Annotated in this window: 25 protein-coding genes; 13 read left to right on the plus strand and 12 right to left on the minus strand. The window is 61.0% G+C overall.

The genetic code is table 11. The features are described 5' to 3' along the window. Nucleotides 1–33: 33 nt before the first annotated feature. Nucleotides 34–510 carry a TadE/TadG family type IV pilus assembly protein gene (locus BLV11_RS09850; protein ID WP_091813080.1) on the minus strand — a complete coding sequence of 159 codons (477 nt, stop codon included), beginning with the start codon at nucleotides 508–510 and terminating at the stop codon, nucleotides 34–36. Between the two features lie 33 nt (nucleotides 511–543). Next, nucleotides 544–765: a Flp family type IVb pilin gene (locus BLV11_RS09855; RefSeq protein WP_091813082.1), complete on the minus strand. Its 222-nt coding sequence runs from the start codon at nucleotides 763–765 to the stop codon at nucleotides 544–546. 291 nt (nucleotides 766–1,056) lie between these two features. Here BLV11_RS09855 and BLV11_RS09860 point away from each other — a divergent pair, with 291 nt between their 5' ends. After that, nucleotides 1,057–2,745, plus strand: a complete 1,689-nt coding sequence (locus BLV11_RS09860; RefSeq protein WP_091813084.1) for a phytoene desaturase family protein — start codon at nucleotides 1,057–1,059, stop codon at nucleotides 2,743–2,745. 225 nt (nucleotides 2,746–2,970) lie between these two features. Further along, nucleotides 2,971–3,594 (plus strand): Npun_F0296 family exosortase-dependent surface protein, encoded by a 624-nt coding sequence (locus tag BLV11_RS09865; RefSeq protein ID WP_091813087.1) that lies wholly within the window; start codon nucleotides 2,971–2,973, stop codon nucleotides 3,592–3,594. A gap of 66 nt (nucleotides 3,595–3,660) precedes the next feature. On the opposite strand, the gene BLV11_RS09870 is transcribed toward BLV11_RS09865, so the two are convergent. Beyond that, the gene (locus BLV11_RS09870; protein WP_091813089.1) at nucleotides 3,661–4,416 is read right to left on the minus strand and encodes a fructosamine kinase family protein; all 756 of its coding nucleotides are present in this window, start codon (nucleotides 4,414–4,416) and stop codon (nucleotides 3,661–3,663) included. Between the two features lie 33 nt (nucleotides 4,417–4,449). Between BLV11_RS09870 and BLV11_RS09875 the strand changes: the two genes are divergently transcribed. From BLV11_RS09875 to BLV11_RS09890, 4 genes are all read left to right on the plus strand, one after another. After that, a complete protein-coding gene (locus BLV11_RS09875; protein WP_091813091.1) occupies nucleotides 4,450–4,875 on the plus strand; it encodes a YkvA family protein in 426 nt (141 codons plus the stop codon). A gap of 134 nt (nucleotides 4,876–5,009) precedes the next feature. Continuing rightward, entirely contained in the window at nucleotides 5,010–5,786 is a 777-nt protein-coding gene (pomA, locus tag BLV11_RS09880; RefSeq protein ID WP_091813093.1) for a flagellar motor protein PomA, read from the plus strand. 6 nt (nucleotides 5,787–5,792) lie between these two features. Further along, nucleotides 5,793–6,707 carry a flagellar motor protein MotB gene (locus BLV11_RS09885; protein ID WP_091813095.1) on the plus strand — a complete coding sequence of 305 codons (915 nt, stop codon included), beginning with the start codon at nucleotides 5,793–5,795 and terminating at the stop codon, nucleotides 6,705–6,707. Nucleotides 6,708–6,950: 243 nt separating this feature from the next. Next, nucleotides 6,951–8,159 (plus strand): ammonium transporter, encoded by a 1,209-nt coding sequence (locus BLV11_RS09890; protein ID WP_091813097.1) that lies wholly within the window; start codon nucleotides 6,951–6,953, stop codon nucleotides 8,157–8,159. 55 nt (nucleotides 8,160–8,214) lie between these two features. On the opposite strand, the gene BLV11_RS09895 is transcribed toward BLV11_RS09890, so the two are convergent. Together BLV11_RS09895 and BLV11_RS09900 are read right to left on the minus strand one after the other, a co-directional pair. Next, the gene (locus BLV11_RS09895) at nucleotides 8,215–11,361 is read right to left on the minus strand and encodes an efflux RND transporter permease subunit (RefSeq protein WP_091813099.1); all 3,147 of its coding nucleotides are present in this window, start codon (nucleotides 11,359–11,361) and stop codon (nucleotides 8,215–8,217) included. Continuing rightward, entirely contained in the window at nucleotides 11,354–12,595 is a 1,242-nt protein-coding gene (locus BLV11_RS09900; RefSeq protein WP_091813101.1) for an efflux RND transporter periplasmic adaptor subunit, read from the minus strand. Before BLV11_RS09900 ends, BLV11_RS09895 begins: the two co-directional genes overlap by 8 nt. Nucleotides 12,596–12,693: 98 nt before the next feature. On the opposite strand from BLV11_RS09900, the gene BLV11_RS09905 reads away from it, so the two are divergent. Beyond that, nucleotides 12,694–13,122 (plus strand): potassium channel family protein, encoded by a 429-nt coding sequence (locus BLV11_RS09905; protein ID WP_245725982.1) that lies wholly within the window; start codon nucleotides 12,694–12,696, stop codon nucleotides 13,120–13,122. Nucleotides 13,123–13,256: 134 nt separating this feature from the next. Beyond that, the gene (locus BLV11_RS09910) at nucleotides 13,257–15,353 is read left to right on the plus strand and encodes a putative bifunctional diguanylate cyclase/phosphodiesterase (RefSeq protein ID WP_091813103.1); all 2,097 of its coding nucleotides are present in this window, start codon (nucleotides 13,257–13,259) and stop codon (nucleotides 15,351–15,353) included. A gap of 2 nt (nucleotides 15,354–15,355) precedes the next feature. On the opposite strand, the gene BLV11_RS09915 is transcribed toward BLV11_RS09910, so the two are convergent. The 6 genes from BLV11_RS09915 to BLV11_RS09935 all read right to left on the minus strand — a co-directional run bounded on the left by BLV11_RS09915 (nucleotide 15,356) and on the right by BLV11_RS09935 (nucleotide 20,438). Further along, the gene (locus BLV11_RS09915) at nucleotides 15,356–16,015 is read right to left on the minus strand and encodes an energy-coupling factor ABC transporter permease (protein ID WP_091813252.1); all 660 of its coding nucleotides are present in this window, start codon (nucleotides 16,013–16,015) and stop codon (nucleotides 15,356–15,358) included. Nucleotides 16,016–16,154: 139 nt separating this feature from the next. After that, complete coding sequence (locus BLV11_RS09920; RefSeq protein ID WP_091813105.1) at nucleotides 16,155–16,781, minus strand: tetratricopeptide repeat protein; 627 nt, start codon at nucleotides 16,779–16,781, stop codon at nucleotides 16,155–16,157. After that, nucleotides 16,778–17,554, minus strand: coding sequence for an SDR family oxidoreductase (locus BLV11_RS09925; protein WP_091813107.1), 777 nt, complete (start codon nucleotides 17,552–17,554; stop codon nucleotides 16,778–16,780). Before BLV11_RS09925 ends, BLV11_RS09920 begins: the two co-directional genes overlap by 4 nt. After that, on the minus strand, nucleotides 17,541–18,224 hold the full coding sequence (locus BLV11_RS18500; RefSeq protein ID WP_175528323.1) for an iron-containing redox enzyme family protein: 684 nt from the start codon (nucleotides 18,222–18,224) through the stop codon (nucleotides 17,541–17,543). The genes BLV11_RS09925 and BLV11_RS18500 overlap by 14 nt, the downstream gene beginning before the upstream one ends. Nucleotides 18,225–18,244: 20 nt before the next feature. Continuing rightward, nucleotides 18,245–19,753: an AMP-binding protein gene (locus tag BLV11_RS09930; RefSeq protein ID WP_175528324.1), complete on the minus strand. Its 1,509-nt coding sequence runs from the start codon at nucleotides 19,751–19,753 to the stop codon at nucleotides 18,245–18,247. Further along, on the minus strand, nucleotides 19,737–20,438 hold the full coding sequence (locus BLV11_RS09935; RefSeq protein WP_091813109.1) for a thermostable hemolysin: 702 nt from the start codon (nucleotides 20,436–20,438) through the stop codon (nucleotides 19,737–19,739). Before BLV11_RS09935 ends, BLV11_RS09930 begins: the two co-directional genes overlap by 17 nt. A gap of 155 nt (nucleotides 20,439–20,593) precedes the next feature. On the opposite strand from BLV11_RS09935, the gene BLV11_RS09940 reads away from it, so the two are divergent. The 5 genes from BLV11_RS09940 (at nucleotide 20,594) to BLV11_RS09960 (ending at nucleotide 24,643) form a co-directional block, all read left to right on the plus strand. Next, nucleotides 20,594–21,277: a response regulator gene (locus BLV11_RS09940; protein ID WP_091813111.1), complete on the plus strand. Its 684-nt coding sequence runs from the start codon at nucleotides 20,594–20,596 to the stop codon at nucleotides 21,275–21,277. Continuing rightward, nucleotides 21,277–22,692 (plus strand): ATP-binding protein, encoded by a 1,416-nt coding sequence (locus tag BLV11_RS09945; protein WP_091813113.1) that lies wholly within the window; start codon nucleotides 21,277–21,279, stop codon nucleotides 22,690–22,692. Before BLV11_RS09940 ends, BLV11_RS09945 begins: the two co-directional genes overlap by 1 nt. A 54-nt stretch (nucleotides 22,693–22,746) precedes the next feature. Beyond that, a complete protein-coding gene (gene cobS / locus BLV11_RS09950) occupies nucleotides 22,747–23,520 on the plus strand; it encodes an adenosylcobinamide-GDP ribazoletransferase (RefSeq protein ID WP_091813115.1) in 774 nt (257 codons plus the stop codon). 104 nt (nucleotides 23,521–23,624) lie between these two features. Then, nucleotides 23,625–24,203, plus strand: coding sequence for a MarR family transcriptional regulator (locus tag BLV11_RS09955; protein WP_091813118.1), 579 nt, complete (start codon nucleotides 23,625–23,627; stop codon nucleotides 24,201–24,203). A gap of 11 nt (nucleotides 24,204–24,214) precedes the next feature. Next, nucleotides 24,215–24,643, plus strand: a complete 429-nt coding sequence (locus tag BLV11_RS09960) for a hypothetical protein (protein ID WP_091813121.1) — start codon at nucleotides 24,215–24,217, stop codon at nucleotides 24,641–24,643. Nucleotides 24,644–24,660: 17 nt separating this feature from the next. Here the strand turns inward: BLV11_RS09960 and BLV11_RS09965 are convergent, their stop codons facing one another. Beyond that, a complete protein-coding gene (locus BLV11_RS09965) occupies nucleotides 24,661–26,124 on the minus strand; it encodes a cobyric acid synthase (RefSeq protein WP_091813123.1) in 1,464 nt (487 codons plus the stop codon). Nucleotides 26,125–26,126: the final 2 nt, after the last annotated feature.

Here is a 26,126-nt window from a genome sequence, read left to right on the forward strand (position 1 = left end):
TCATCAGAAGGCTAGACGTAATTTGCACATCTGTCAGATGGCAATCACCGATTGCGCACTCAGGGTGTCCGGAAGTGGTGGAAATTCGCCCAGAAAGCCAAAGCTCATCGTGGGTACGATCGGGTTATCTGCACTGTTAACCGTAATGCTGCAGCGCAGTAGATCCACACCGCTACTCGCGACCATGACGCAGTTGGTGGTATTGGTATCCACACCGGCCACCAACGCATCGGGAAGGCCCGCAATCATGGTTGCCAGTGTACCCGAAGACAGGGTCACAACAGCATTGCCCAATTCCGTGCTGTCATAGGCGCTACGATCAATCCGCATGGCACTGGACACCGCCTGATCCACCGCATCCTGCATGCGGTATTTGCTGAAGAACAGCACGCTGTAGATAGCCGCCGCGTAGAGCATCGCCACCACCAGCGGGAACAGCATCAGGAATTCGAGGGCAACAGCCCCTCGCTGGCGGCACTCCGTAGAGGCCGCCACCTTGCATCCAGTCATGATTGGCTACCTGAATCAGCTTTACCGAAAGGCTTAGGGAGTCTGGGCGTTGGTGAACAGGTTGTTGAACGCGTTTGTCAGTGTTGTCTGCACCGTGGTGTTACTGGCCAGAACACCCACAATAATGATGATAGCGGCAGCCAGCACAATATATTCCAGTGCGGTCGCACCCTTTTGCTGCTTGGGAGCCGACATCGCCAGCTGAGCCTTGATCAGAGCTTTGGTTGAAGCATTACGAAGGGTTTTCAGTTTCATCGTCACTCACCTTTTCTGTACGAACGTACGCAATTGTCATGTTAGTCCAACTATGCCCCCGGATACGCCCCAGCGCAAACCGCTTTGCTCCGATATTTGTAATAAAGTGTCAATCTTCAATGCAATTGAATAATGTTCAGCCGATCTAAATTTCAGTCGCCCACGCCTTGTTACAGAAGGCCAGACAGACAGCACCCGTTATAAGTTCTGTTTCACTCTGTTAACCCGCCAGTCCCCGATGATGATATAAACGGAATCAGCTCAACAACAACGCCAACAGGAGCCACCGATATGCCTCGCCCGGAATCCCCCAGTAACCTTAAACCCAGCTCGATTCGGATTGGCCGTCGCTACCGTGCCAACCGGCTTGAAGGCCCCTACGATGCCATCGTGATTGGTTCCGGCATCGGCGGCCTGACCACCGCCGCCTGCCTGTCCAAGGCTGGCCGCAAGGTGCTGGTACTGGAGCAGCACTACACCGCAGGCGGCTACACGCATAGCTATGCCCGCAATGGCTATGAGTGGGATGTGGGTGTTCACTACATTGGCGACATGGGCTCCCCCAATACCCTTGGCCGCAAGCTGTTCGACTACATCACCGACGGCAAGCTGCGCTGGGCGCCCATGGACAGCCACTACGACCGTTTTTACCTCGGCGACACCATCATCAACCTCAAGGCCGGCCGCGACGGCTTCCGCCAGTCCCTGCTCAAAGCCTTCCCCGAAGAACAGCGCGCCATCGACGATTACCTGCAACTGCTGGGCAAGGTCGCCGCAGGCATGCAGTGGTACACATTGTCGAAGCTGGCGCCGGGGATCACCAGCAAGGCCCTGGGCAAACTGCTCAAAGCGGTGGCACTGCCAGACTGCTTCAACCGAACCACTTACGAGGTGCTGTCCGGACTGACCGACAACGAGGAACTGATCGGGGCACTGACGGGCCAGTGGGGCGACTGCGGCGTAACCCCGAAGCAGTCCAGCTTCATGATCCACGCGCTGATCGCCAAGCATTACCTGCACGGCGGCTACTACCCCGTGGGGGGTGCCTCGGAAATGGCCAACACCATCCTGCCGGTCATTCGCGCGGGCGGCGGCGAGGTCATGACCTACGCCGATGTGACCGACATTCTGATTGAACGCGGCCGGGCTGCAGGCGTGCGCATGAGCGACGGCGAGGAAATCCGCGCACCGCTCATCATCAGCAACGCCGGGGTGATCAACACTTTTGAACAGCTGTTGCCCGCGGAAGCCGCCCAACGCTGCGGGTATCGTCGCAAGCGTCAGCACATCGAGCCGTCGATGCCACACATTGGTCTCTATATCGGGCTCAAGGGCACGCCCGAGGAACTGGGCCTGCCAAAGACCAACTTCTGGATTTACCCCAACGCCCACCACGACGAAAACGTGCAACATTTTCTGGCAGACCCAGACAGTGAGTTTCCGGTGATCTACATTTCCTTTCCGGCGGCCAAAGATCCGGATTACCAGAACCGCTGGCCCGGCACCGCCACTATTGAGATTGTGGCACCGACCAGCTACGAGCAGTTCGAGGGCTGGAAAGACACCACCTGGGGCAAGCGCGGCGATGACTACGAGGCGCTCAAGACGGCCATCACCGACAGGCTGATGGAGGCCCTTTACGACAAGCTGCCGCAACTCCGGGGCAAGGTGGACTACATTGAAACCTCAACACCGTTATCCACCGCCTGGTTCTGCCGCTACAACCGCGGCGAGATCTACGGTCTCGACCACACACCGGAACGCTTCGAGCAGACCTGGCTACGGCCCAAAACGGATATTCCCGGATTGTTCCTTACCGGCCAGGACATCCTCACCTGCGGCGTGGTCGGCGCGATGATTGGCGGTCTGATCACCACCCTGTCCATTCAGGGCGTGAAGGGACTGCCGCTGGCGAAGCAGATCTTTTTCGATCGCCGTAAAGACAGCACCGAGGACGCGCGGGCGGTCGCCACTCGCTGAAATGTAAAATTTGTTAAACAGGTGGGCGCGCATTGCGTCCACTTTTTTTACGCATATCCAGCCAGAACCCGGACTTTCGTCAGATTCCTTTACAGCACTGCTTTCCGAAAGAACCAACCTTACCCTTATATCGCACTGATTATTAAAGCCATTTAATTTTTGGCACTCATCCTGCTCTGGTGTCTTACAACCCCAATACAATTTCATCTGGATGAGGAATTACCGATGAATCGCTTCTGCCAATGGATGACCACCCTCGCCCTGACTCTGGCTTTTACCGGCGCCCAGGCAACGGTGATCACCCAGTCCGACGAAGGCGAGATGCACACGGAGGTCGCGGGCGCGACTGAAATCGACTTCGGCGAGGGCTGTGGCTACGCCAGCTGCAGCGGCGACTTCCAGATTGTGACCGGTGACCTGAGCGGCCGCTATGCGGCACCGGCCGGCACCGGCAGCGACAACCCCTACCTGAGCGTACCCAACCCCAACCAGAGTGGAACGGCCATTCTTGAGCTGGGTGAAACCGCCAACTACTTCGGCCTGTACTGGGGTTCCATCGACAGCTATAACACCATTTCCTTCTTCCTGGCCGGTGTACTGATCGACACCTTCGGCGGCGGCGATGTTGCAGCACCTGCGGACGGCAATCAGCTGGCCTCCGCCACCAACCGCTTCATCAACTTCTTTTTCGGCGACCTGCGCTTCGACCAAGTTCACCTTGCCAGCGACAACTACGCGTTTGAAAGTGACAACCACGCCTATGCCACGGTGTCTGAGCCCGGCACTCTCGCCCTGATGGGCATTGCCCTTGCCGGCCTGCTGATGGCACGTCGCCGCCGGCAACACTGAGTTCTGACGTCTTCGACCCCGGCCCTGCCGGGGTTTTTTATGCCCGAAACTCCGCAGGACCCTGTGTCACAACCTCTCCAGAACCTTGAAATGGCGTCGACAAGCGGGCAGATAACTCGCGCCAAACAGATTGTAGTGATTGAGCACATGATAGAGGTTGTAGATGGATTTCTTGACCGGATAGGCACGGCTGCGTGGCAGCTGACCGTCGTAGCTCTGGTAGAACGCCTCACTGAAGCCACCAAACAGCTCCGTCATGGCCAGGTCCACCTCACGGTCTCCATAATAGACCGCCGGATCAATCAGCCAGACCTGATCGTTCCCGTACAGGACATTGCCGCCCCAGAGGTCCCCATGGACCAGACTCGGGTGTTCGCAATGACGGTCAAGAAACGCCACCAGACGATCCCGCTTGCGTGTCAGCAGCGCTTCGAACTGGCCCTTCAGCCGGGCATCCTCGACCAGGGCTACCTGATAGCCTAGCCGGTCCTCGACAAAGAACCGCCCCCACGCTTCCGTCATCCGGTTTGGCTGCCGCGACAAGCCGATGCAATTGTTGTATTCAAGACCATACCTCGCCTGCTTCAGGCCATGAAGGCGTGCAAGCCCCAACCCCAACCGGGCCATCAGTTCCGGGGTCGGCGCCCCCGGGGCAATCTGCTCCAGTACCAGTTGCCGCCCGGAGACCGACTCCACCCGCGGCACCCGTAACTCTCCGATGTCCGCCGCGGCCAGCGTCTGGCGGATAAGTTCAAGCCCTTTGGCCTCCACGACCAGGGAATCGCGGTAGGGCGATGGATTGGATTTGCGGTAAAGTGACATACTCGAAAGTATAGACCCGAAGGCAGGCAAATCATGGCAGGCATCAGCCAGAAACAGGCCCGCGAGGCCCTCGACTCAGAGGCCGGGCGTGTGGATCCGAGCAATCTCGAAACCTTGCTGGCAGAACAGCAACGGATTGAACAGAAGGTGAAAAGCAGCGGCAGGCTGTCCCGCTTCAGCACCGATATTCGCCTGATGATGGATATGCTCAAGGATTACTGGCAGGGCAATTACCGGGAAATTCCCTGGAAATCCATCGCCGCCATCGCAGGCGCCCTGTTTTACGTACTCAATCCTCTGGACCTGATTCCGGACCTGATCCTCGGCTTCGGACTGATCGACGACGCCGGCGTCGTCGCCGCCTGTCTGACCCTGGTGGAAGCAGACCTCCACCGCTACGCCGCCTGGAGAGCCAGCAAGGGAAATCCCGCCCCCGGCACTGGGCCTGGTACAAATTGATGGTGTTTGCCAAATGCCTGGGCTGATATGATTCGTCAGTAAAGTCATCGTTTCGAGGCGGCCCGGAAAGCCCGTGAACATGTCCGGGCCAATGATATTCCGCCTGTTTTTATGCCATTTCCCTTGGAGTCGCTGTGGACTTAGCCACCCTGATCGGCCTGATAGGGGCCTCCGCCCTTATCGCCACCTCCGTTATTCTTGGTGCGTCGCCCGGCGTATTCCTCAATATTCCCTCGCTGATGATTGTGCTCGGCGGCAGCATGCTGGTGGTTCTGGCCAAGTTCAGCGTGGGCCAGTTTTTCAGCGCCTTCAAGGTGGCAGCCCGGGCCTTCAAGTTCAAACTCCCCGCGACCCAGGACAGCATCGAGGAAATCATCGAGATCGCCCAGGTCGCCCGCAAGAGTGGCGTGCTTGGACTGGAAGGACGGGAAGCCAGCTCGCCATTCCTGCAGCAGGGCATCCAGATGCTGGTGGATGGCCAGACCGCCGAGACCATCAAAGAACTGCTCTCCAAGGAACGCCTGATGACGCTGGATCACAACCGTTCGGGCGCCAAGGTGTTTTCTGCGTTTGCCGATGTCGGCCCGGCCATGGGAATGATCGGCACGCTGGTCGGCCTGGTACAGATGCTCTCCAATATGGAAGACCCGAAATCCATTGGTCCCGCCATGGCAGTTGCGCTGCTGACAACGCTCTACGGCGCGATGCTCGCCACAATGATTGCTGGCCCTATTGCCGACAAGCTGACTCTGCGAATGACCGAGGAGGCGCGCATGCAGTCGCTCTATATCGACGCGCTGGTTGCCATTCAGGAAGGCAAGAACCCCCGCATCATCGAGCAGTTGCTGACCAGCTATCTGCCCCCCGACAAACGTGAGAAAAGCGGTAACGCCGAACAGGCTGCCGGGTAACACGGCATGGACGAACTTCCGGAAGAGGAAAAAGCAGGTATCCCGGCATGGGTGGTCACCTTTGCCGACCTGATGTCGCTGTTGATGTGCTTCTTCGTGCTGCTGCTGTCGTTTTCTGAAATCGACGCCCAGAAATTCAAGCAGATCGCAGGTGAGCTGGCTCAGGCGTTCGGCGTTCAGAGGGAGGTACCTGCACTGGAAATCCCGATGGGCACCAGTCCGGTCTTCGACCAGTTCTCACCCGCACCGCCAGAGCCTACGGTGGTCAACGAAGTACGCCAAACCACCTCGGAACAGGCACCGGAACTGGACACCTTACGCGGTCGTGCGGAGGCCGACATTCAGCGTCAGCTTGACCAGCAAGTGCAGGAAACCACAACCAGAGTGGCCGAGGTACTGGATGAAGCCATCCGCGATGGCCGGGTACAGCTGGCCGAAGATGAACACCGCATCGTGATCCGCATCGAGGAACGGGGCTCCTTCCCATCCGGCTCTGCCGACATCACCTGGGAGTTCGAAGGACTGCTGCTGGAAATGGCGGAAGTCTTCGCCGACATCCCCGGTAAACTCACCATTGAAGGCCACACCGACAACGTGCCCATTCGCAGCGACCGCTTCAGGAGCAACTGGGACCTGTCAGCCGTCCGCGCGTCCTCGGTGGCCAATGTGCTGCTGGAGAGCGGCGCAGTGGAACCTCAGCGCCTGGTGGTCAAAGGCCTGGCCGACACCCGCCCGCGGGCAAACAACGATTCGACGGAATCTCGTGCGCTGAACCGCCGGGTGGAGATCATCATCGACCTGAGCGGCCCGATGGCAGAAGAGGAAGCCCGGCTCCGGGAACTGATCGAAGGCCACCAGGACGAGATCCTGATACCGAACATCGAGAGCAGCCCGGCACCATCGGCCGGTCTGGCATGGTAGGGCTCGAAGATTGCACCACTAGTAAGCTTAGTCATGCAATCCCAGGCAAAAATGCACCATTTTAGAGCCAAGTTCACCTAACTTCATCGAAAGTTACGGCATGCCGCCCCAATTAAAAGCACCAACTTCCTGAAAAAACTGCATGCGCCCCAATCTGGAACAAGTCTTGCTTCGGAAGGGGTCGATTTCATGCACAACCCGCCCGATTGCAACCGGGCGGCCAATAATCAGGAGTGACAACCCGTGGATATCACGAGTGCAGTACACACGCTGACCCAAAGCGCCAACACCCTCTTCATCCTTCTCGGCGCCATCATGGTCCTCGCCATGCACGCCGGATTCGCCTTTCTTGAAGTGGGCACCGTTCGCCATAAAAACCAGGTCAATGCCCTGGTCAAGATCATGACCGATTTCGGCATTTCCGCCGTGGTCTACTTTTTCTTCGGTTACTACATCGCCTATGGCAACCATTTTATGGCCGGCGCCGCTGAACTGACCGCCAACAGCGGCTATGAACTGGTCAAGTTCTTCTTTCTGATGACCTTTGCCGCAGCCATTCCCGCCATTGTATCCGGCGGTATTGCCGAGCGCGCCCGCTTCTATCCGATGCTGATTGCCTCGGGCCTGATTGTCGGCCTGGTTTACCCGTTCTTCGAGGGCATGATCTGGAACGGCAACTACGGCTTCCAGAACTGGCTCGAGACCCAGTTTGGTGCAAGCTTCCACGACTTCGCAGGCTCTGTTGTGGTGCATGCGGTTGGCGGCTGGGTGGCACTCGCCGCGGTCCTGTTGCTCGGTGCCCGTAATGGCCGCTACCGCAATGGCAAGGTGGTGGCATTCGCCCCGTCCAACATTCCCTTCCTGGCTCTGGGCGCCTGGATCCTCACCGTCGGCTGGTTCGGCTTTAACGTGATGTCTGCGCAAACCCTGGACGGCATCAGCGGCCTGGTCGCCGTCAACAGCCTGATGGCCATGGTGGGCGGCGTCCTGGTGTCGATGGTGCTGGGCCGCAAAGACCCCGGCTTCATCCATAACGGCCCGCTGGCCGGTCTGGTCGCCGTATGCGCGGGCTCCGACCTGATGCACCCCGTTGGTGCACTGATTACCGGCGGCGTCGCCGGAGCCATCTTTGTCTACCTGTTTGAATGGGCCCAGGCCAAAATCGAACGTCTGGATGACGTGCTTGGTGTCTGGCCGCTGCACGGGATCTGTGGCGTGTGGGGCGGGATCGCCGCCGGTATTTTTGGCCAGCAGGCCCTCGGCGGTCTCGGTGGCGTCAGCCTGATGGCGCAAATCATCGGTTCTGCCGCAGGGGTGGCCATTGCCTTTATTGGCGGCCTGATTGTTTACGGCGTGATCAATGCCGTTGCTGGCTTGCGCCTGACGGAGGAAGAGGAATTCAACGGTGCCGATGTCAGCATCCACCGCATCGGTTCCACCGCCGTCGAATAACGTTGCCTGACCCGAACTGACGACGCCCGGCCCTGCCGGGCGTCTTTTTTCGCATTCAGCTCATCGGTTCGCGGAGCCCGCCCTCAGCATCAGCGCCGCCCTGGCGTTTGAATCGTACCCGGAATCCTTCCAGATAGGACAGCAACGCCGGAATCACCACTAGCACCAGCAGTGTCGACAGTCCCAGCCCGAAGGCGATGGAGGTTGCCATGGGAATCAGGAACTGGGCCTGCAGCGAGGTCTCGAACAGCAGCGGCAACAGGCCACCGATGGTGGTCAGCGAGGTCAGCAGCACAGCCCTCACCCGTTGCACAACCGCCTCGTTCAATGCCGCCTCGATGGACAGCCCCCGCGACCGCTGCTGATTGTAGAACGACACCAGAATAATCGCGTTGTTGACCACGATCCCCGACAGGCCGAACAGGCCGAACAACGACAGGATGGTTAACTGCAGCCCCATCAGCCAGTGCCCCAACAGGGCGCCCACCAGGGCAAACGGAATGATCGCCATCACAATCAGCGGCAGGCTCCAGGAGGCAAACACCCACACCAGCACCACGTACATCAGCCCAAGCCCGATAAACAGACCGGCTTTCATGTCCTGCAGGGTCTCACGCTGGTCCGCCGAGCGGCCTTCAAAGCTGTAATGCAGGTTGTAACGATTGGCCAGCTCCGGCAACACCGAGGCCTCCAGGCTTTCCAGCGCCCGGTCTGCCGTCAGCACCGAGGCATTAAGGGCGGCCCCTACGTCCACCGCAAGCTCGCTGTCGGCATGGCGCAGGGTCTGGAATCCCTGATAGTGGTCCAGCGTCATGACCTGATTCAACGGCACGAAACGTCCATCCGGCACCCGTACGGTCAGCCGCGACAAAGTACCCAGCTGTTCCCGCTGAGCGGTTGGCAGCTGGACCCGGACTTCGATCTCATCGCGGCCATCCTGGTAGACCTGGACAATGCGACCATCAAAGGCGGCCCGTAACTGCCCCCCCAGACTTTCGGTCGTCAGCCCCAAGGCATCGCCAAAGGCGTTTACCCCGTAGATCAGCTGCTCTCGCCCCCAGGGCATGTTGTCCGTGGTATCCAGCACGCCAGGCAGAGAACCGATGGCCTGAGTGAGCTCGTCCGCCGCCTGGCGCAAACTGAGGGCGTCAGTACCACTGAGACGGATGCTGATGTCCTTGCCCGGTGGTCCGCCGCGGCGCTCGTCGATGACCAGGTTTTCCAGACCCGGCGGCAGCGCCAGCCGATCCCGCCAGGCAGCCAGAAATTCCGGATTGCGGACCGAACGCTGATCAGGCGCCACTAATTCCACCATGATCGCCCCCACTTCATCTCCGGTGCGTGATGGCCCGTCCGGCACCAGGGTACGACCATAGTTGGTGACAGCATGAAGGATCAGGTCACCCCCGAGGGCCTCCTCGGCCTCGTTCAGGGCCCGCTCCATCTCTTCGATAAAGTCCGCCACCGTGTCTTCGTGGGTACCGGCCACGAAACTGACGTTGGCGTAGAACACCGACGGCTCCGGGGTCGGGAAGAAGTTGAACTCCAGCCGGCCCCCGGCCAGCAGTCCCGCAGTCACCAGACTCAGCGCCAACGCCGCACTGAGGGTAATGCCGCGATGACGCAGGGTGGTCAGCGACAGGCGACGAAACCAGCCCTCACGGAAACGGTCAAAGCCGGCTTCAAAGCGATTACGGAAGCGCGCCACCGGGTTAGCGGGACGGCTCTCGGGCTTGCTGACAAAGGCGTGACGCAGATGCGCCGGCAGCACAATGAAGCACTCAAGCAGCGAGGCCGCCAGCACACAGATCATGACGACGGGAATATCCCTGAGGATGTTGCCGATGATACCGCCGATCACCAGCAGCGGCATAAACGCGGCCACGGTCGTCAGCGACGACGCCAGCACCGGCCAGACCATGCGTTTGGCCGCCCCCTCAGAGGCATGCATCGAGGCTTCGCCCATACGGAAATGGGCATCGGCATCCTCACCCACCACAATGGCATCATCGACGATGACCCCGAGGGCCATGATCAGGGCAAACAGCGAGATCATGTTGATCGAGCCACCAATCCCCCACAGCACCGCCAGCGCTGCGAGGAACGCGGTAGGTATACCCAGTGCCACCCACCAGGCGACCCGCCCGGGCAAAAACAGGTACAGCAGCAGAACCACCAGCACCAGACCGCCAAGACCGTTGTTGACCAGCAACCCGATACGCTCGTCAATCAGCTGCCAGTTCTCGTCGTAGACTTCCAGATGCACCGTGGGCGGCAGGCTCGGCAGGGTCTTCTCCAGCCAGGCTTCCAGCGCCTCGGCGGCGCGCAGGGAATGACCGTTTTCCGACCGGCTGAGCTGCAGTTCGATGGCAGGATAGCCATCACGACTCAGTGCAATCTGGCGGGCGCGGGATTCCTGGCGGATCACTGCCACATCCCCGAGGGTAATCCTCACCTTGTCACTGCTGACCAGCGGAATGGAGGCAAACGCCTGAGGGCTGCGGCGCTGCTCAACGGCCCGCAATTCCCGGGTGGCATCCTGTTGTCCCAACAACCCCGCCGGCAGATCCCGGGAGACAGAGCGCACCCGTTCGGCAATCTGGTCCAGCGACAGCTGCAGCGAATCCAGCCGTTCGACCGGCACTTCGATACTGATCTGCTGTTCCGGCAGACCATTGATGGAAACCCGGTCGATGCCCCCCTGCAGCAGTTCGTTCTCGAACTGGTAGGCCAGCATCCGCAGCTCATCCTGTTGCAGGTCGCCATAGACCAGCAATCGCGCCACTGGCTCATAGCGCTCCACCCGGGACACCAGCGGTTCCTCCGCATCCAGTGGCAGGTTATCGAACTCATCCACCTGTTGGCGGACATCATCAAGGGCCAGGATTGGATCGGTGCCTTCGATAAACTCCAGGGAGATTCTGGACACACCCTGGGCGGAAGTTGAGGTCATGGTTTTCAGACCGTCGATATTCCGCAGGCGCTGCTCCAGGGGTACCGTCAGCCCCTGCTCCACATCTTCAGCCGACGCGCCACTCCACACCACCTGTACCGAGGCACGGTCCAGTGCGAAGGTGGGGAAAAACTGGATATTCATGCGGTTCAACGCCAGAAAACCACCGAACAGCATCACCAGCATCACCAGGTTGGCTGCAACCCGATGATGGACAAAGAAACCGATCAGGCCCTGGCGTTTACGCATCCCCCGCCTCCACCACTTCGACCTTGAGGCCTTCAATGGCATTGGGCAGGTGCGTCACGATCAGTTGCTGACCGTCAACCAGTTCCGGCCCGGCAATCAGCGCCCAGCGTTCACCGTTATCCCGCAGCACTTCACCTCGCTGCGCTATGGTCAGCCGGCGCATGCGCTGATCCGCCGACACCACATAGACTCCGCTGTTGCCATAGATCGCGCTGTAGGGCACCGCCAGTACGTTGTCCACTTCCGGCCGCTGCAACACCACCGGCACCATGGCCCCGGGCCTTAAGGCACCAGCGTCACCGGTCAACTGGAATATGGCCTCGGTACCGGCAGGGTCACTCTCGCCGGCAAAACGCCGCATGACGAATTCCTGACCACCCAGAGAGCCCCGGGCCAATGGCTGTTCGCCCTGACGCAGAGCCTGGGCCAGCTCCTCACGATAGGCGTTGGGAACCTGGGCCCGCAGCTCCAGGCCATCGACCGGGTATACCGACAACAACGACTGGTACTTGCCCACCTGATTACCCGGCGCAACAACGACCCGGGTGACCACGCCATCAAACGGCGCCATCACTTCACTGCGGCGAAGATCCAGTCGGGTCGCCTCAAGACTCGCTTCCGCTCTGGCCAGCCGCGCCTGCAAGCTCTGCCGCCGCGCGCCGTGCTCGTCCAGGGCTCGCTGTCGCGCCGCCAGGGTCAGCCGGGCCCGGGCCAGCATGTCGACAGCCCCTTCGAGCTGATCGGCAGACGCCAGGTTACGGTCGACCAGGGTCCGGGTGCGCTCAAACTGACGTTCGGCATTGGCGACGATTTCCTGCTCGCTCTTCACCGCCTGCAGATCGTTACGGTAGCGGATATCCTCCGAGCTGAGCTGGGCCCGGAGGTCCGCCACATCGGCCTCGGCCTGCGCCAGCAGTGGTTGCAGGTCAGCCCCTTCCAGCGCCACCAGAAGCTCGCCTTCGGCCACCCACTGCCCCTCCTGCACCGGCCGCTCGGCCACCCGCGCGGCAACCGGCGCTGCCAGGGTCATCATTTCCGGTGCCTGAACCTGGCCATAAAGCGCCAGCTCCGGGCGATGGGCCCCTAACGTCACCGTGAGAGTATCAACCCGCCAGCTTCGCTCCTGCGCTGCAATGGTCTGGGGTTCGGGGCGGGTTGCTTTGAGCAGCAGAAAGCCGGCCACGCCAATGGCCAGGATCAGGATGGGCAGCAACCGTTTACGCGTCTTTGTCATAATTATAGGCGTCCAAGCGGCGGGTTATATCGTTATAGCGTTCTATAGGCTACAGACTATAAGGTACACTGATGCCATCTGAAACCCGGAACTGACCCGTGCCCCAGATTATATTGGTCAACATTGTAGTCGTCCTGCTGGTGGTGGGCCTGCACTACGAATTCCTGCGCCAGCTGAGTGAGATGATGTCCCGCTTTGGTCAGCGCCTGCATCGGCCCCGCATCCTGCTGGCGGTCCTCGGAACCCTGATTGCCAACACCGTGCAGGTCTGGGTGTTCGCGCTCGCCTATTACCTGATGAACCACAGCGAGGGCTGGGGCTACCTGAGCGGCAATTTCAGCGGCTCACTGCTGGACTGCGCCTACTACTCCTTCACCGCGTTCACCACCCTTGGGTTCGGAGACATCGAACCCTTCGGCGCCATCCGTTATCTCACCGGCATTGAAGCGCTGACCGGCCTTACCCTGATCACCTGGAGCGCCTCGTTCCTGTTTGTTGAAATGCAACGTTACTGGCCCACCCGCTGACGGCAATCCTGGCAGACCAGAGGACGGCGATTGATGTCTGTCAACGACGCCCACGTTAGTGGAAATCACGAGGTTATTTTTTATCCGCTCGCCGATAGAATGACGCCACCTTAATTTGCCTGAAATGATAAGCCATGCAGCCACCGACGCCTTCCGCCCCCCCTATCGTGCCCGTCGCCGCCAGTCTCGCCGCGCTGGCCAGCTACAGCAGCAATGCCGTTCTGGTGACCGACACCGAAGGGCTGATCCAGTGGGTTAACCAGGGGTTTGTTGATGCCCTTGGTCTGGCCGGAGCTGAGATTGTGGGCAGCGCCCTGCAGGATTTGCTGCAAACCCCCAACAAGCCCCTGACCCGCGAGGCGATCGATGACGGCTTCCGCCAAGCTACCGGCTTTGTCGGCGAGGTCATGGTGGCCAACCACTGCGCTGACCCGTTGTGGTTCCATATCAACTGCAGCCCGCTGGATCCCGTGGAATCGGGCTACGCGGGGTTCGTCGCCATTCTCAACGACATTACCCGACTGATGCAGTCACGTCAGCAACTGCGCATATCCGCCAGTGTCTTTGAGCGCAGCCACGACGCGATCATGATCACCGATCAGGACAATCGCATCATCGACGTCAATCCAGCGTTCAGCCGCATCACCGGATACAGCCGGGACGAAGCCATCGGACAGTCACCGAATCTGCTCAGCTCGGCAGTTCACACTCCGGCGTTCTATCAGAACATGTGGGACTCAATCCAGCAGAACCAATTCTGGCGTGGGGAAATCACCAATCGCCGCAAGAACGGCGAACTGTTCACCGAGCTCCTGTCGATCAACAAGGTCCAGCTCGACGGTCCCGCGCAATGGCACCATGTCGCCGTATTCTCCGACATTACCGAGCTGAAGAATCATGCCGAACAGCTCAACCGGGTCAGTAACTACGACGAACTGACCGGGTTGCCCAACCTGCAGCTGCTGATCAAACGTCTGCAGCGAAACATTACCCAAGCCGACAGTCACGGACAAAAGCTGACGCTGATCCATATCGATCTCGACCAGTTCCGCCTGATCAACAGTCGTTTCGGCCACAGCGCTGGCGATCAGGTGCTGACCGAAGTTGGCCGACGGCTGAAAACTGCCGTGCGGGAAAACGACACCGTCGCCCGCCTGACCGGCGATGAATTTCTGTTGTTACTGCCGGAATGTCATCATGACAACATCGGCCAGCGCCTGCTCACCTTGCTCCACGAAGCCATTGCCGTCGGCCCGGCCAGTGTTCGTCTCAGTGCCAGCATGGGCATCGCCCATTACCCCGCCGACGCCAGCGAGCCTCACCAGCTGCTCCGCCATGCCGGCCAGGCCATGCATCTGGCCAAGGACCGCGGTGGCAATGCCTGTCACAGCTTTGACCCCAGCCTGCAGCGCTACCGGGAGAAACGCCGTGAACTGCTCAGGGAGCTGCACTGTGCCCTGAGCAACCATGAGTTCGTCCTGCACTATCAGCCGCAACTCAATATGACCAGCGGCCAGATCATTGGGGCCGAAGCACTGATTCGCTGGCAGCACCCTCAACGGGGGCTCTTGTCTCCGGCAGAGTTCCTGCCGGTGGTGACCGGCAGCGATCTGGAAATCCCCCTGGGTCGATGGGTGGTCCGGGAGGCCTGTCGCCAATGCAGTGAGTGGTATCAGGCCGGCCAGGATCTCAAGGTCAGCATCAACATCAGCGCCCACCACCTGATGACCCCGGACTTTCCCGAGTTTCTCGCCAACGAACTGGCCATTCATCCGGGGCTGCCCTCCCGCAACATCACCCTGGAAGTGCTGGAGTCCACCGCCCTTGATGACACCCGCCAGGCAGGCAATGTCATTGAAGCCTGCCGCGCCATGGGGTTTGAAGTGGCACTGGATGATTTCGGTACCGGCTATTCGTCGTTGGCCTATTTCCGTTCACTACCGATCGACCTGATCAAGATCGACCAGAGCTTTGTCCGCAACTTGCTGGATAACAGTAACGACCGGGCCATCGTTGAAAGTGTGGTGTTTCTTGCCAAACGCTTTGATCGACCGGTGCTGGCCGAGGGTGTGGAAACCAACGCCCACGCCCGCCTGCTCAGGGATATAGGCTGCGAGCTGATCCAGGGTTACGGCCTGGCCCGCCCGATGGCAGCGGCGCCCTTCAACCTATGGCTGGCAGACTGGAGCGAAGCGCCGCTGCAACGGCAACGAGCGATGCTCCAGGGTTAGGGTTAGCGATAACGGTGCGGATCGAGCGTCAGTAGCCGTTCCGGGTGGAATACCATGAAACCGGTCACCACCGTGCCATTGACGAATGCCTCCGGCAGCATGATCAACGGCAGGTAACGCAGGTACTCGTGGACCAGATCCTCCCAGGTGTAGGCGCCCGAGATCCAGAGCATCAGCACCATGGAACAGCCGGCGACCGCCACAGAGATCGCCGCACCGAAGAACCCGCAGAAGAAAATATAGGCAAAGAAATTACGGAAACCCCGTCGCCGTTCCCACCCCATAATGGCGTGACTGACCAGCGCCGGCACCATCACCGTGATCAGCCCGTTGGCAGCGAATAGCTGCCAGGGCTCACGTCCGGTCACCACGACCATCAACAGAGCCAGCAAGCCCGCCATCACCGCCAGGGGCCAGCCCAGCAACAGGGTCACTGCGGTCATCGCAAAGATGTGGATGGTCAGCCCGGGCGACAACCCGGCCCGGATCTGCCAGAGCACGGCCAGCGCCACCGCGGCACCAAACAGGGTATGCTGGATCGCCTGATCGGCCTTCAGCTGCTGCCAGTTGGCCTGTCGCAGCGCCAGGACAAGAACGACCAGGAACAGCGCCCCGGTGCCAAGCCACTGGGCAGGGGACAGGATGTTGAGGGTCATTCCCATGGCATTGCCCTGACCAACCATCGAAGAAAGGAAAGCGGGCTCACCCGCTGCCGTTATGATAACGGTAATTCCCCTCCGGGTCGCCGGAGCAAGGCTGCTGACCCCGACTTCAGGCCAGCCGTGGCAATGTTGTCCGGGTTCAGTGCAGGCCGGCCAGGCGGAGCTGTATTTCGTGCCGGCGGCCTTCGTCGGCCAGCGGCCGGTTCGGCCGAGCCGGTGCCTCCAGCGCTTTCTCGAGATACACCCTGGCACGCTCCGGCTCTCCCTGATCCAGCAGGAAGTCGGCATAGAAGAAATTCGCATCAATGTCATCGGGGCTGATGCGCAGGGCCTCCCGCAAATGTCGCTTGGCCTCTTCGTCGTTGCCGAACGACAGCGGCCAGCCAGGCACCTGGTAGTACAGGCTGCCGAGGGAAGTATGAGCGGAACCGTCGAGGGCCGTCTCATCCAGCGCCAATGCGGACTCCAATGACGCCCGCGCCTGCTTCACCAGCGACAGCGCGCCCAGGCCACCTTTGGCACCGGCGTAGGTACTCAGGACAATGCCCTGCCAGATCCACGCTTCAGGCCGCTGCGGGTTCGCCGACACCAGGGCTTCAGCGTCCACCGCCAGGGCCTCGAAGGCCCTCTCTTTATCGTCGTCCGCCAGTTGATACTGGATCTGCGCCCAGCGTTGCTGAACGCCCAGCAACTGTTCGTCGAAGCTGGCACTCCAGGCCTGCACGGCCAGAAGCGAAAGCGTCACCATCAGCCATAACCTTCTCATTGCGATACTCCTGACAGAAAGCGCCGGATCACCGGCAACTGTTTCAACATGGCCTTGTCCACCAGCCGCGGCAGCAGGCTGTTCAACACCACAAAGAAGCGCTCCGGCCAGCCCAGATAGCGCCGGCGCTGGTCGCTTTCCATGGCGGCGATGATCTGTGCGGCCACCTGTTCTGGATCATCCATCTGGTTGCCCAGGGCCTCGTTCAGGGCGTTGACCAGTTCCGGGTTCATATCGGTACGGGTCGCACGGGGGGCAACATAGAGTACCTGGAGCGGGGTATCCGCCAGTTCCCGTCGCAGTGCTTCGGTGAATCCACGCAGGCCAAACTTGCTGGCGCAATAGGCGCTGTACCCCGGGAAACCGATACTGCCGAAGGTGGAGCCCACGAACACCAGCGCCCCCCGGCCCAGGGCGCTGAAGCGGGGCACAAAATGCCGCGCCACCAGCAGGGCGCTGCGCAGGTTCACCTTGAGCAGATCATCCAGGGCCGTCGGCTCGAGCTGGTCGATCGCCGAAAACTGGTTCTGACCGGCACAGTGGATCACCCCGTCAATTTCCGGGTACAGGCTGGTAATGGCCGCCAACTGATCCGGCAGGTCATCCGCCGCCAGATCCAGGCGCACCACATTGGCACGGCTGTCGGTGAATTTTTCCGGGGCCCGGCTGGCCACCACCACCCGCGCCCCGGCTTCGGTCAGCGGCTCCACCAGGGCCTTGCCGATACCACCGGTACCGCCCAGCAACAGGAAGGTTCGGTTATGCAGCTTCATGACTGACCTCCCCGGCGGCTGCGGGCAGCGGGATCGCGTGCAGCATGTCGCCATAGAGCCGGTAACAGACCTTGGCGGTATCGATGATGGCGCGCTGGTCCTCTGGGTCGGTGACCTGATCCATCAGGCTGCGGAAAAACTCGAAATGGTCCTGATCCAGCTCGCCGTGGGAGTACAGGTAACTGAAAGCCTTGTTCGGCAGGCCCAGGTTCTTCTGGATGTCCTTACCCATGGGGGTCGCCAGGTCAATACTGGTGCCTTCCAGCACCTGGACCATGCCAAACAGCCCAATCGGGTTGCCACGGTTAATCAGATCGTACAGGTAAGACACCATCAGGCGGATCGGCAGGTCCGCCTCGCCGTGCCGCACCGTATCCTTGTCTTCGCCACAGGCGGCGAGATCGTTGAGGATCCATTCGTGGTGGCCGTACTCTTCCTCGATGTACTCCACCAGCGCCTTGCGCACAAACTCCAGACGCTCAGGGAGGCGGGCACCACAGGCCATCATCAGCGGCGAGGTCTGCTTGACGTGATGGTAGGCCTGGGACAGGAAGTAGGTGTAGCTGGCCAGGTCAAACCGTCCTTCGGGGATCGCACTCATCACCGGCGCTTCGGTGACATGGCGCCGGGCTTCGGCGGTTTCGTTCTGCAGGATGTCAAAAAAGGCCATGGGTAGGTTCCTCGCTATGATCAGTTAACAGGTGTTTCCAGACAGGCAGCCGGCGACTGGCGCGGGCGTTCAGACAAGGCGGCAAAGTCAGCGCTCGCCAGCAGCCGGGAAAGGTCATTCATCAGTTTTGCCCGCACCGGCCGGCCATTGGCGGTCAGATAACCTTCCGCCTGGGTAAAGGGCGCACGGCGCAGATAGATCGTGTGCAGACGGGCGTAATCCGGCAGGGTGCGATTGAGCTGCCGGACCGCCTCCTGCAGTTGTGCAGGTTGACGGGCATCCGTCACCACCAGCAGTGCCGACGGGTTGGGCTCACCGTCACCGAACACCAGCGCCTGACGAATGCCAAGGCGTTGCTGGAGCTCGCTTTCCAGCCACTCCGGGCTGATGTTGCGGCCATAGCTGGTAATCAGCAGGTTCTTGCGGCGGCCACTGACCTGCAGGAAACCATCGGCATCGAAATTCCCCAGATCACCGGTGGCCAGCTGCGGCGACGTGGCTGCCCGGTCGCCCAGGTAACCCAGGAAGGTATTGCCGCTGACAAGAATTTCACCGTCCTCGCTGACCGTAATACCGACATGCCCCAATGGCTTGCCGACGGTGCCGGCGCGCTCGCAGCCGGGTACATTCAGTGCCACCACCGAGCCGCATTCCGACAGCCCGTAGCCTTCGTACAGAGGCAGCCCCAAGGCTCTCGCCCGTTGCAACAGGGTCGGCGACACCCGGGCTCCGCCGACCGCCAGGAAACGGAAGCTGCCTGCGTCCAACAGCCCCAGCTCGACGGCACTGACCAGGGCAGTGGCCAGCTCAGGTACCAGAATCAGGGAGTCCGGGCGGGTGGTATTGAGTGCCTCGACCAGTCGTGCCAGTTCCAGTCCACTGCTGCCGCTGAATCCCAGCTCGGCCAGGGGCCACACCATCACGGTGGCGCCCAGTGTCAGTGGCAGGTAGACGCCGGCGATGTTCTCCAGCAGGGTGGCCAGGGGTAACACACACAGATGACGGCGCAGATTGACCCCTTGCAGGCGCTCCGCCAGTGCCGCAACCGTGGCGTCGAGCTGTTGATGCGAAAGGCAGACGCCCTTGGGGGTACCGGTGCTGCCCGAGGTAAAGGTGATCTTGCCGGTGCCGGCTGGCATCGCCAGCGCGCCCGGGGTGGCGGGCAGCGGTTGCAATGCGACCTGCTCGTCCAGCCGGTAACGGGCCTCGGCGCAGGCCTGCGGGAGCAACAACGCCTCCAGGCCAGCGCGGGCAACCAGGTGATCGACCTGGGCGCGGGAGAAAAAGCCCGGCACCGGCACGCACACCACGCCGGCCAGACGACAGGCGAGATCAGCCAGTACCCAGGCCAGGGTGTTGTCACCGACCAGCCCGAAACGGGTAAAACCGGAATCACGCAGCGCTTGGGCCAGCCCGTTGGCCGCATCCCACAGCTCGCTATAGCTCATGCTCCGGTCAGGCGTTTGCAGGGCAACCGCGTCGGGCTGAGTGGTTGCATGGCGGGCCAGAATGTCAGGCAATGTGGCCATAACGCCCCTCCTCCACCTGCGATGACTGGCCACAGGGATGAATCCTGGCCATCAGGCCCGCAGCCCTGATGGTCCGGTAGCTGTCGTCAACATTGGCGACCATTACCATGGGGTGATTGTCGTAGTAGCGGCCCCAACCAGTTCCACCATCCGCCAGGCGCTCCGGGTTCGCAGCGGCCACGGCATGAATATCGATGCCCAGACGCTGGAAGCTGTTACGCAACTGGTCGGTGCCCGTAAAGGCGACCCACTGGTACCCCTGGCCCTTTAACCAGACGGTCAGGGCCGGAAACAGGAAGCGGGAAACACCCGCCTCAACCCCGGCCAGATGGGCGATTTCGGCAACCCGGCAGCGTTCAGGAGCCGCAGCGGCCGGAATCAGCTGCTCAACCGGCGCATCGAGATAATCTTCCAGGAACAACGGTTCCACCGCGGCATTACGCACCCCCACGGCGGCCAGCAGCGAGCCCTGACGGGTGGTCAGGGCCAGCAGGCGGGGAATGCGCAGCGTTGGCAGGGCATCGTAGGCCTGCAGAAAGCGGCGCTGGATAAAGTCGGCGACGGCCTCCGCCACCGGTGACCCGGGCTCGACCTCACACAACATCCGACCCGCACAGCTCAGGCTGGGAAAGACGTTTCCGGACGCCGGTGCGCATGACGTGGACAATACAACAGGCTCAAACATCGCCAACTTCTCCTGACTTGATTCAGGATCAGGTTAGGCAAGCAGCCTTAATCGGAACTTAATTACCAAGTGCAGAATTCTTAAGTCGGGGTTAAGGTTTCTGTGGCAGGCTTTGCCCTACAACATCCACGCTGCTCGCTGCCAAGGACATCCCCATGCGCATTCTGCTTGTTGAAGACGATCACCTGCTGGCCAATACCATGCTCAGCATGCTCCGCGACGATAACAACACCGTGGACTGGCTGGATGACGGTCAGCAGGCGCTGGGCGCGATCGGCGATGAATATTTCGACCTGATCATTCTCGACCTCACCCTGCCCCGGGTGGATGGTCTTGATATTCTCAAGCACGCCCGCAAGCAGAACATCACCACACCTATCATCATCCTGACCGCGCGTGCCGAACTGACCGAAAAGCTGCAGGGGCTCGATTCCGGCGCCGACGACTACCTGACCAAACCCTTCGCCATGGCAGAGCTGAAGGCCCGGATTCGGGCGGTGACTCGCCGGGCCAGCGGCCAGGCCGAGACTGGCATCCGGGTTGGTGTATTGACCATTGATCCAGAGCACTGCCAGTTACAGATGGGTGATGAACCCCTGACGCTGCCCCGAAGTGAATTCCAGATCCTGCACTACCTGATGCGCCATCCGGATCAGGTCGCCACCCGGCGCCGGCTCGAAGAACAGCTCTACGGCTGGGATCACGGCGCCGAGAGCAATGCCCTGGAAGTACACATTCACCACCTGCGCAAGCGCATCGGCAAGTCTGTCATCCGTACGGTTCGCGGGGTCGGTTATCTGCTGGACAGTCGCGAAGCCGGCCAGGTGGGCCAGCACTGATGTCGAAACGCCGTTCACCCTCCCTCACCCGTACCATTACCCTGCTGGTTACCGTTACGGTTTTGTCCACCGCAACCCTGGCCGGATTTTTCAGCTATCTGCAGAGTAACCACCAGCTTGAGGAAGTGTTCGATGCCGAGCTGGCCCAAAGCACCCGAATCGTCCAGGGCCTGGTCCGTCACCTGAACCTCACCCAGTCCTTGCAGGCTCTCACTCAAACCCTGAGTGAGACCCTGAAACTTCCGGAGCGTATCGATGAAGAGGAGGAAGAGGGCGACGAGATTCTGCCGGGAGGAGCCGGCCACCGCTATGAAAAGAAAATTGCCTTCCAGATCTGGTCATCTGGCGGGGAACTGCTGCTCAGCACCCACCTGCGCGGCCAGCGTTTTGACCCCACACCGGGGTATCGCTGGGTAGAGCAACAGGGGTATTCCTGGCGCACCTACAATCTGCAGGACCCGGTCACCGGCCTGTGGATCCAGACCGCGCAACGGGAAGATGTCCGGGGCGAACTGAGCCGGCAGCTGGCGATGGGCAATACCCTGCCATTGCTGATGGTGCTGCCGCTGCTGGGTATTGCCATTGCCATCGCCATTCACTGGGGCTTTATTCCCCTGCGCCGGCTGGAAGCACCAGTGCGGGATATGGCACCACAAGCCATCCACCCGCTCGACGACCAGGTGGCCCCCAAGGAGGTCCGCGGTCTGGTACTGGCGATCAACGGCCTGCTGCAACGGCTGGATGAAGCCCTGGAACGGGAACGCCGATTCTCCGCCGACGCCGCCCATGAGCTCAGAACGCCCCTGGCCGCGTTGCGCCTGAACCTGGAAAAAGTCTGCGATGACAACCCAGGCCAATACGACGGTCTGATTCAGGCAGTCGATCGCATGTCACACCTGGTGGATCAGATGCTGCTGCTCAGCCGGGTCGACAGCGGGCTCGATTTCAATCCTGACCACCACAACCTGTCCGACATTCTTGTCCAGTGCATAGCGGATGTGGCCCCGCTGGCGTTGAAGAAAGGCATCGAACCGGAGTACGAGGATGACACCCGTCAGGCCACCATTCTGTGCAACACCGCCCTGATCAGCACCATGGTGCGATCAATACTGGCCAACGCCATCCAGTACAGCCCGTCCGACACCATTGTCACCACCCAGCTTAAGGCCACGGGTGAAGGCTATCGCATCACTATCTGTGACGAGGGAGCCGGCATTCCTGCTGAAGCCCGGGAACGGGCTGCGGGACGTTTTGTGCGCCTGGACCAACGCCAGGGGTCCGGGGCCGGACTCGGGCTTGCCATTGCCCGCCGTATTGCCGAGCTGCATGGCGGCTCTCTTGCCCTGACCGACCGTGACGATGGCCAGCCCGGGCTGTGCGTACAACTGTTACTGCCTGCGTCATCCGGACACTGATTCCGCGGTGAATTCCCTTTAGAATGCCCTCAACATTCTGTTGGGGGCGATCCTTTGAACAACCGTAAAGACTTCCTGAGCCGGGAATGGCAGGCCTTCTGGCTGGCTCTGGGCTTTCTGAGCCGCATCCCGATGCTGGTTCGCATCGATTACAGCCCACAGCTGATGAACCAGAGCAGCCTCTACTTTCCTCTGGTCGGCCTGCTCCTTGGCGCCCTGTATGCCGGCCTTTACCTTGTCGTCGCACTGTTCTGGAGCCCGCTGGTCAGCGTTGGTCTGGTCGTCGCGTTTCACCTGTGGCTCACCGGGGCCTTCCACGAGGATGGCCTGGCCGACTGCACCGATGCCCTTGGCGGCGGACTGACGGTCAAGGACAAACTGCGGATCATGAAAGACAGCCGCATCGGCACCTACGGTACCGTCGCGCTGGTGATGGCGCTGGGGCTGAAGGCCTCTCTGCTGCTGGAAGTGCCGTCAACGGCGCTGGCCCTGCTGCTGGCGCCCTGCGTGGCCCGCCTGACCCCACTGCTGCTGATGCGCTACCTCAGCTACGTATCCGACCCGGACAAGAGCAAGAGCAAACCGGTGGCGGAATCCTTCTCCGCCGACCGCCTGCTGGTGGCCACTGCCTTCACCGTGATCGTGGCGCTCGCGGCCAGCTGGTGGTCGGGGCTGATCCTGTTGTGGGCCACCGTGGCCGTTTCCGGCACGGCCCTGCTCTGGGGGCAGCTGCTGAAACGACAGCTCGGTGGCTATACCGGGGACGCCCTGGGTGCCAGCGTGGTGATCGCGGAACTGGTGCTGCTACTGGGTCTGGCGGCACAGTAAAAAGCCCCAATTTGGGCCTCAAAGTCCCCAGATCAGGGTTTAAAATCCCCATATAAGGGCCTATAGTACCCACATTGGGCCTTTATTTGGGGAGCTATCCAATCATGCCAGCCACCAGTATCGCCGACGCACTCTTCACCAAGACACAACAACGCCTGCTGGCCCTACTGTATGGCCATCCGGACCAGAGCCTGTACCTCAATGAGCTGGTACGAATGGCCCAGGTCGGGCGAGGCGCCGTCAGCCGGGAGCTGGTCAAGCTCACCGATGCCGGATTGGTGACTGTGACCCGCCAAGGCAATCAGCACCATTACCAGGCCAACGCTGACAATCCCGTGTTCCAGGAACTCTCACAACTGGTCCAGAAAACCTTCGGGATCGCCGATCTGATCCGGGCGGCCCTCAGCCCACTCGCGCCGCAACTGGAGCAGGCCTTCATCTACGGTTCGGTCGCAAAAGGGGAAGCCCACGCGGCCAGCGACGTTGACCTGATGCTGGTGGGTGACGATCTCAGCTACAGCGATATCATGGAACTGTTGGCCCCGGTGGAAACACAGCTTCAACGCACCATTAACCCCACGCTATACTCCCCGGCGGACTTCGCCAAACGCCTGGCCGAAGGCCAGAGCTTTATTACCCGGGTATTGGAACAGCCCCGGATCAACTTGACGTTTGAGCCCTGAGACCGAGACGCATGGAAGCCCTGGACAACCTGGTCAAGATTCGAAAACTGAAACCCGAGCCAGCCGATACCAGTGAATTCGCCGGTATGCTGCGGGCGGCCCGGACCAAGCTGAAGGACGCCGGTATTGAGGGGCTGTCCGAAGAGAGTCGGTTCTCCCTCGCCTATGGCGCGGCCCACGCCCTTTCCCTCGCGGCCCTGCGCTGGCACGGCTATCGTTCGGAGAGTCGCTACATTGTATTCCAGTGTCTGCAGCACACCCTGGGGCTGGCCAATGCCAAGTGGCGCGTACTCGACAAATGCCACTCCGCCCGCAACCTCGCCGAGTACGAAGGGCACCTAGAGGTCAACCCGCAACTGCTAAGGGAATTGGTGGCGATTAGCCACGAGTTGGAAGAGCTGGTTGCAGCCTTACCGCCCATCAAACCCTCGGGCCAGTAGCTTCACCAATCAGACAATCATTGGATGCCCAACAACGCCTTCAGCCAGTCAGTATCCAGGCATGCCTCGACGGCGTCCGCCAGCCGGTCCAGTTGCTGTTCCCGGTGACGGGCATAATCGACCGCGCGCCCGTCATCACTTAGTCCCCAGTGGCTCAACAACGCAGAACAGGCAGCCGGGTCGTCGAACACACCGTGGAGGTAGGTGCCCATCACCTGGCCATCCGTACTGATCGCGCCATCCACGTTCCCCCCCAGATCAACCAGGGGCCGCTCAAGACCTGAACCGGTGGTGACACCGTTATGGATTTCGTAACCTGCCACCGTGCAGGGTTTACCTTGCCCGGGGGTGTTCAGGGTGCCGTTCACCCGGGTCAGCTGCTTGCCCGTTACCATGCGGGTGTCGATGTCGAGCCAGCCAAGACCGGCGCTGTCACCGGGCACCCCTTCCAGGCCATCAGGGTCACTGACGGTATGACCCAGCATCTGGAAACCGCCGCAGATACCGAATACATGGCCGCCGTAGCGCAGGTGGCGCTCGATGACCTCATCCCAGCCGTTGGTCCGCAGCCAGTCCAGATCGCCCCGGGTGTGCTTGCTGCCGGGCAGGATGATGACATCCGCCGCAGGGGGTGTCTGTTCGGGGCCAACGAACATCAGCTTAACCCCGGGATGCAGCCGCAGGGGATCGAAATCGTTGTGGTTGCTGATCCGCGGCAGTACCGGCACCACCACTTTCAGGGCCCCGGTCTGATGCTCGCTGGAGGTACCGACGCTGTCCTCAGCATCGAGCACCAGGCCATGGAGGTACGGCAACACGCCGTTCACTGGCCTGCCGGTGCGCTCGCTGAGCCAGTCCAGCCCCGGTTCCAGTAACGCGATGTCTCCGCGGAAACGGTTGATGATAAAGCCCCGGGTGCGGCTACGTTCCGACTCGGAGATCAGTTCCAGGGTGCCCACCAGCTGGGCAAAGACCCCACCCCGGTCGATGTCACCCACCAGCAGCACCGGGCAGTCCACCATCTCGGCAAAGCCCATGTTCGCGATGTCGTTGGCCCGCAGGTTGATTTCCGCCGGGCTGCCGGCACCTTCGGCAATGATCACATCGTAACGGGAGCTCAGGGCCTGCCAGGCCTCCCGCACCGACTGCCGGGCCTCGGCCTTGTAGGCGTGATAATCCACCGCGTTCATGTTGCCGTAGACCTGTCCCCGCAGGATCACCTGGGCGCCGCAATCGGTTTGTGGCTTGAGCAACACCGGGTTCATGTCGCTGTGGGGCTCCAGCCCACAGGCCAGCGCCTGAAGAGCGGTGGAGCGGCCAATCTCGCCGCCGTCCACGGTTACCGCGCTGTTGAGGGCCATGTTCTGGGGCTTGAACGGCGCCACCGACACCCCCTGACGATGCAGCCAGCGGCACAACGCTGCCACTACCGTGCTCTTGCCGGCATCCGAGGTGGTGCCCTGGATCATTAAGGTGGTCATGG

This window comes from Marinobacter mobilis (genome assembly GCF_900106945.1).
GTDB lineage: Bacteria > Pseudomonadota > Gammaproteobacteria > Pseudomonadales > Oleiphilaceae > Marinobacter > Marinobacter mobilis.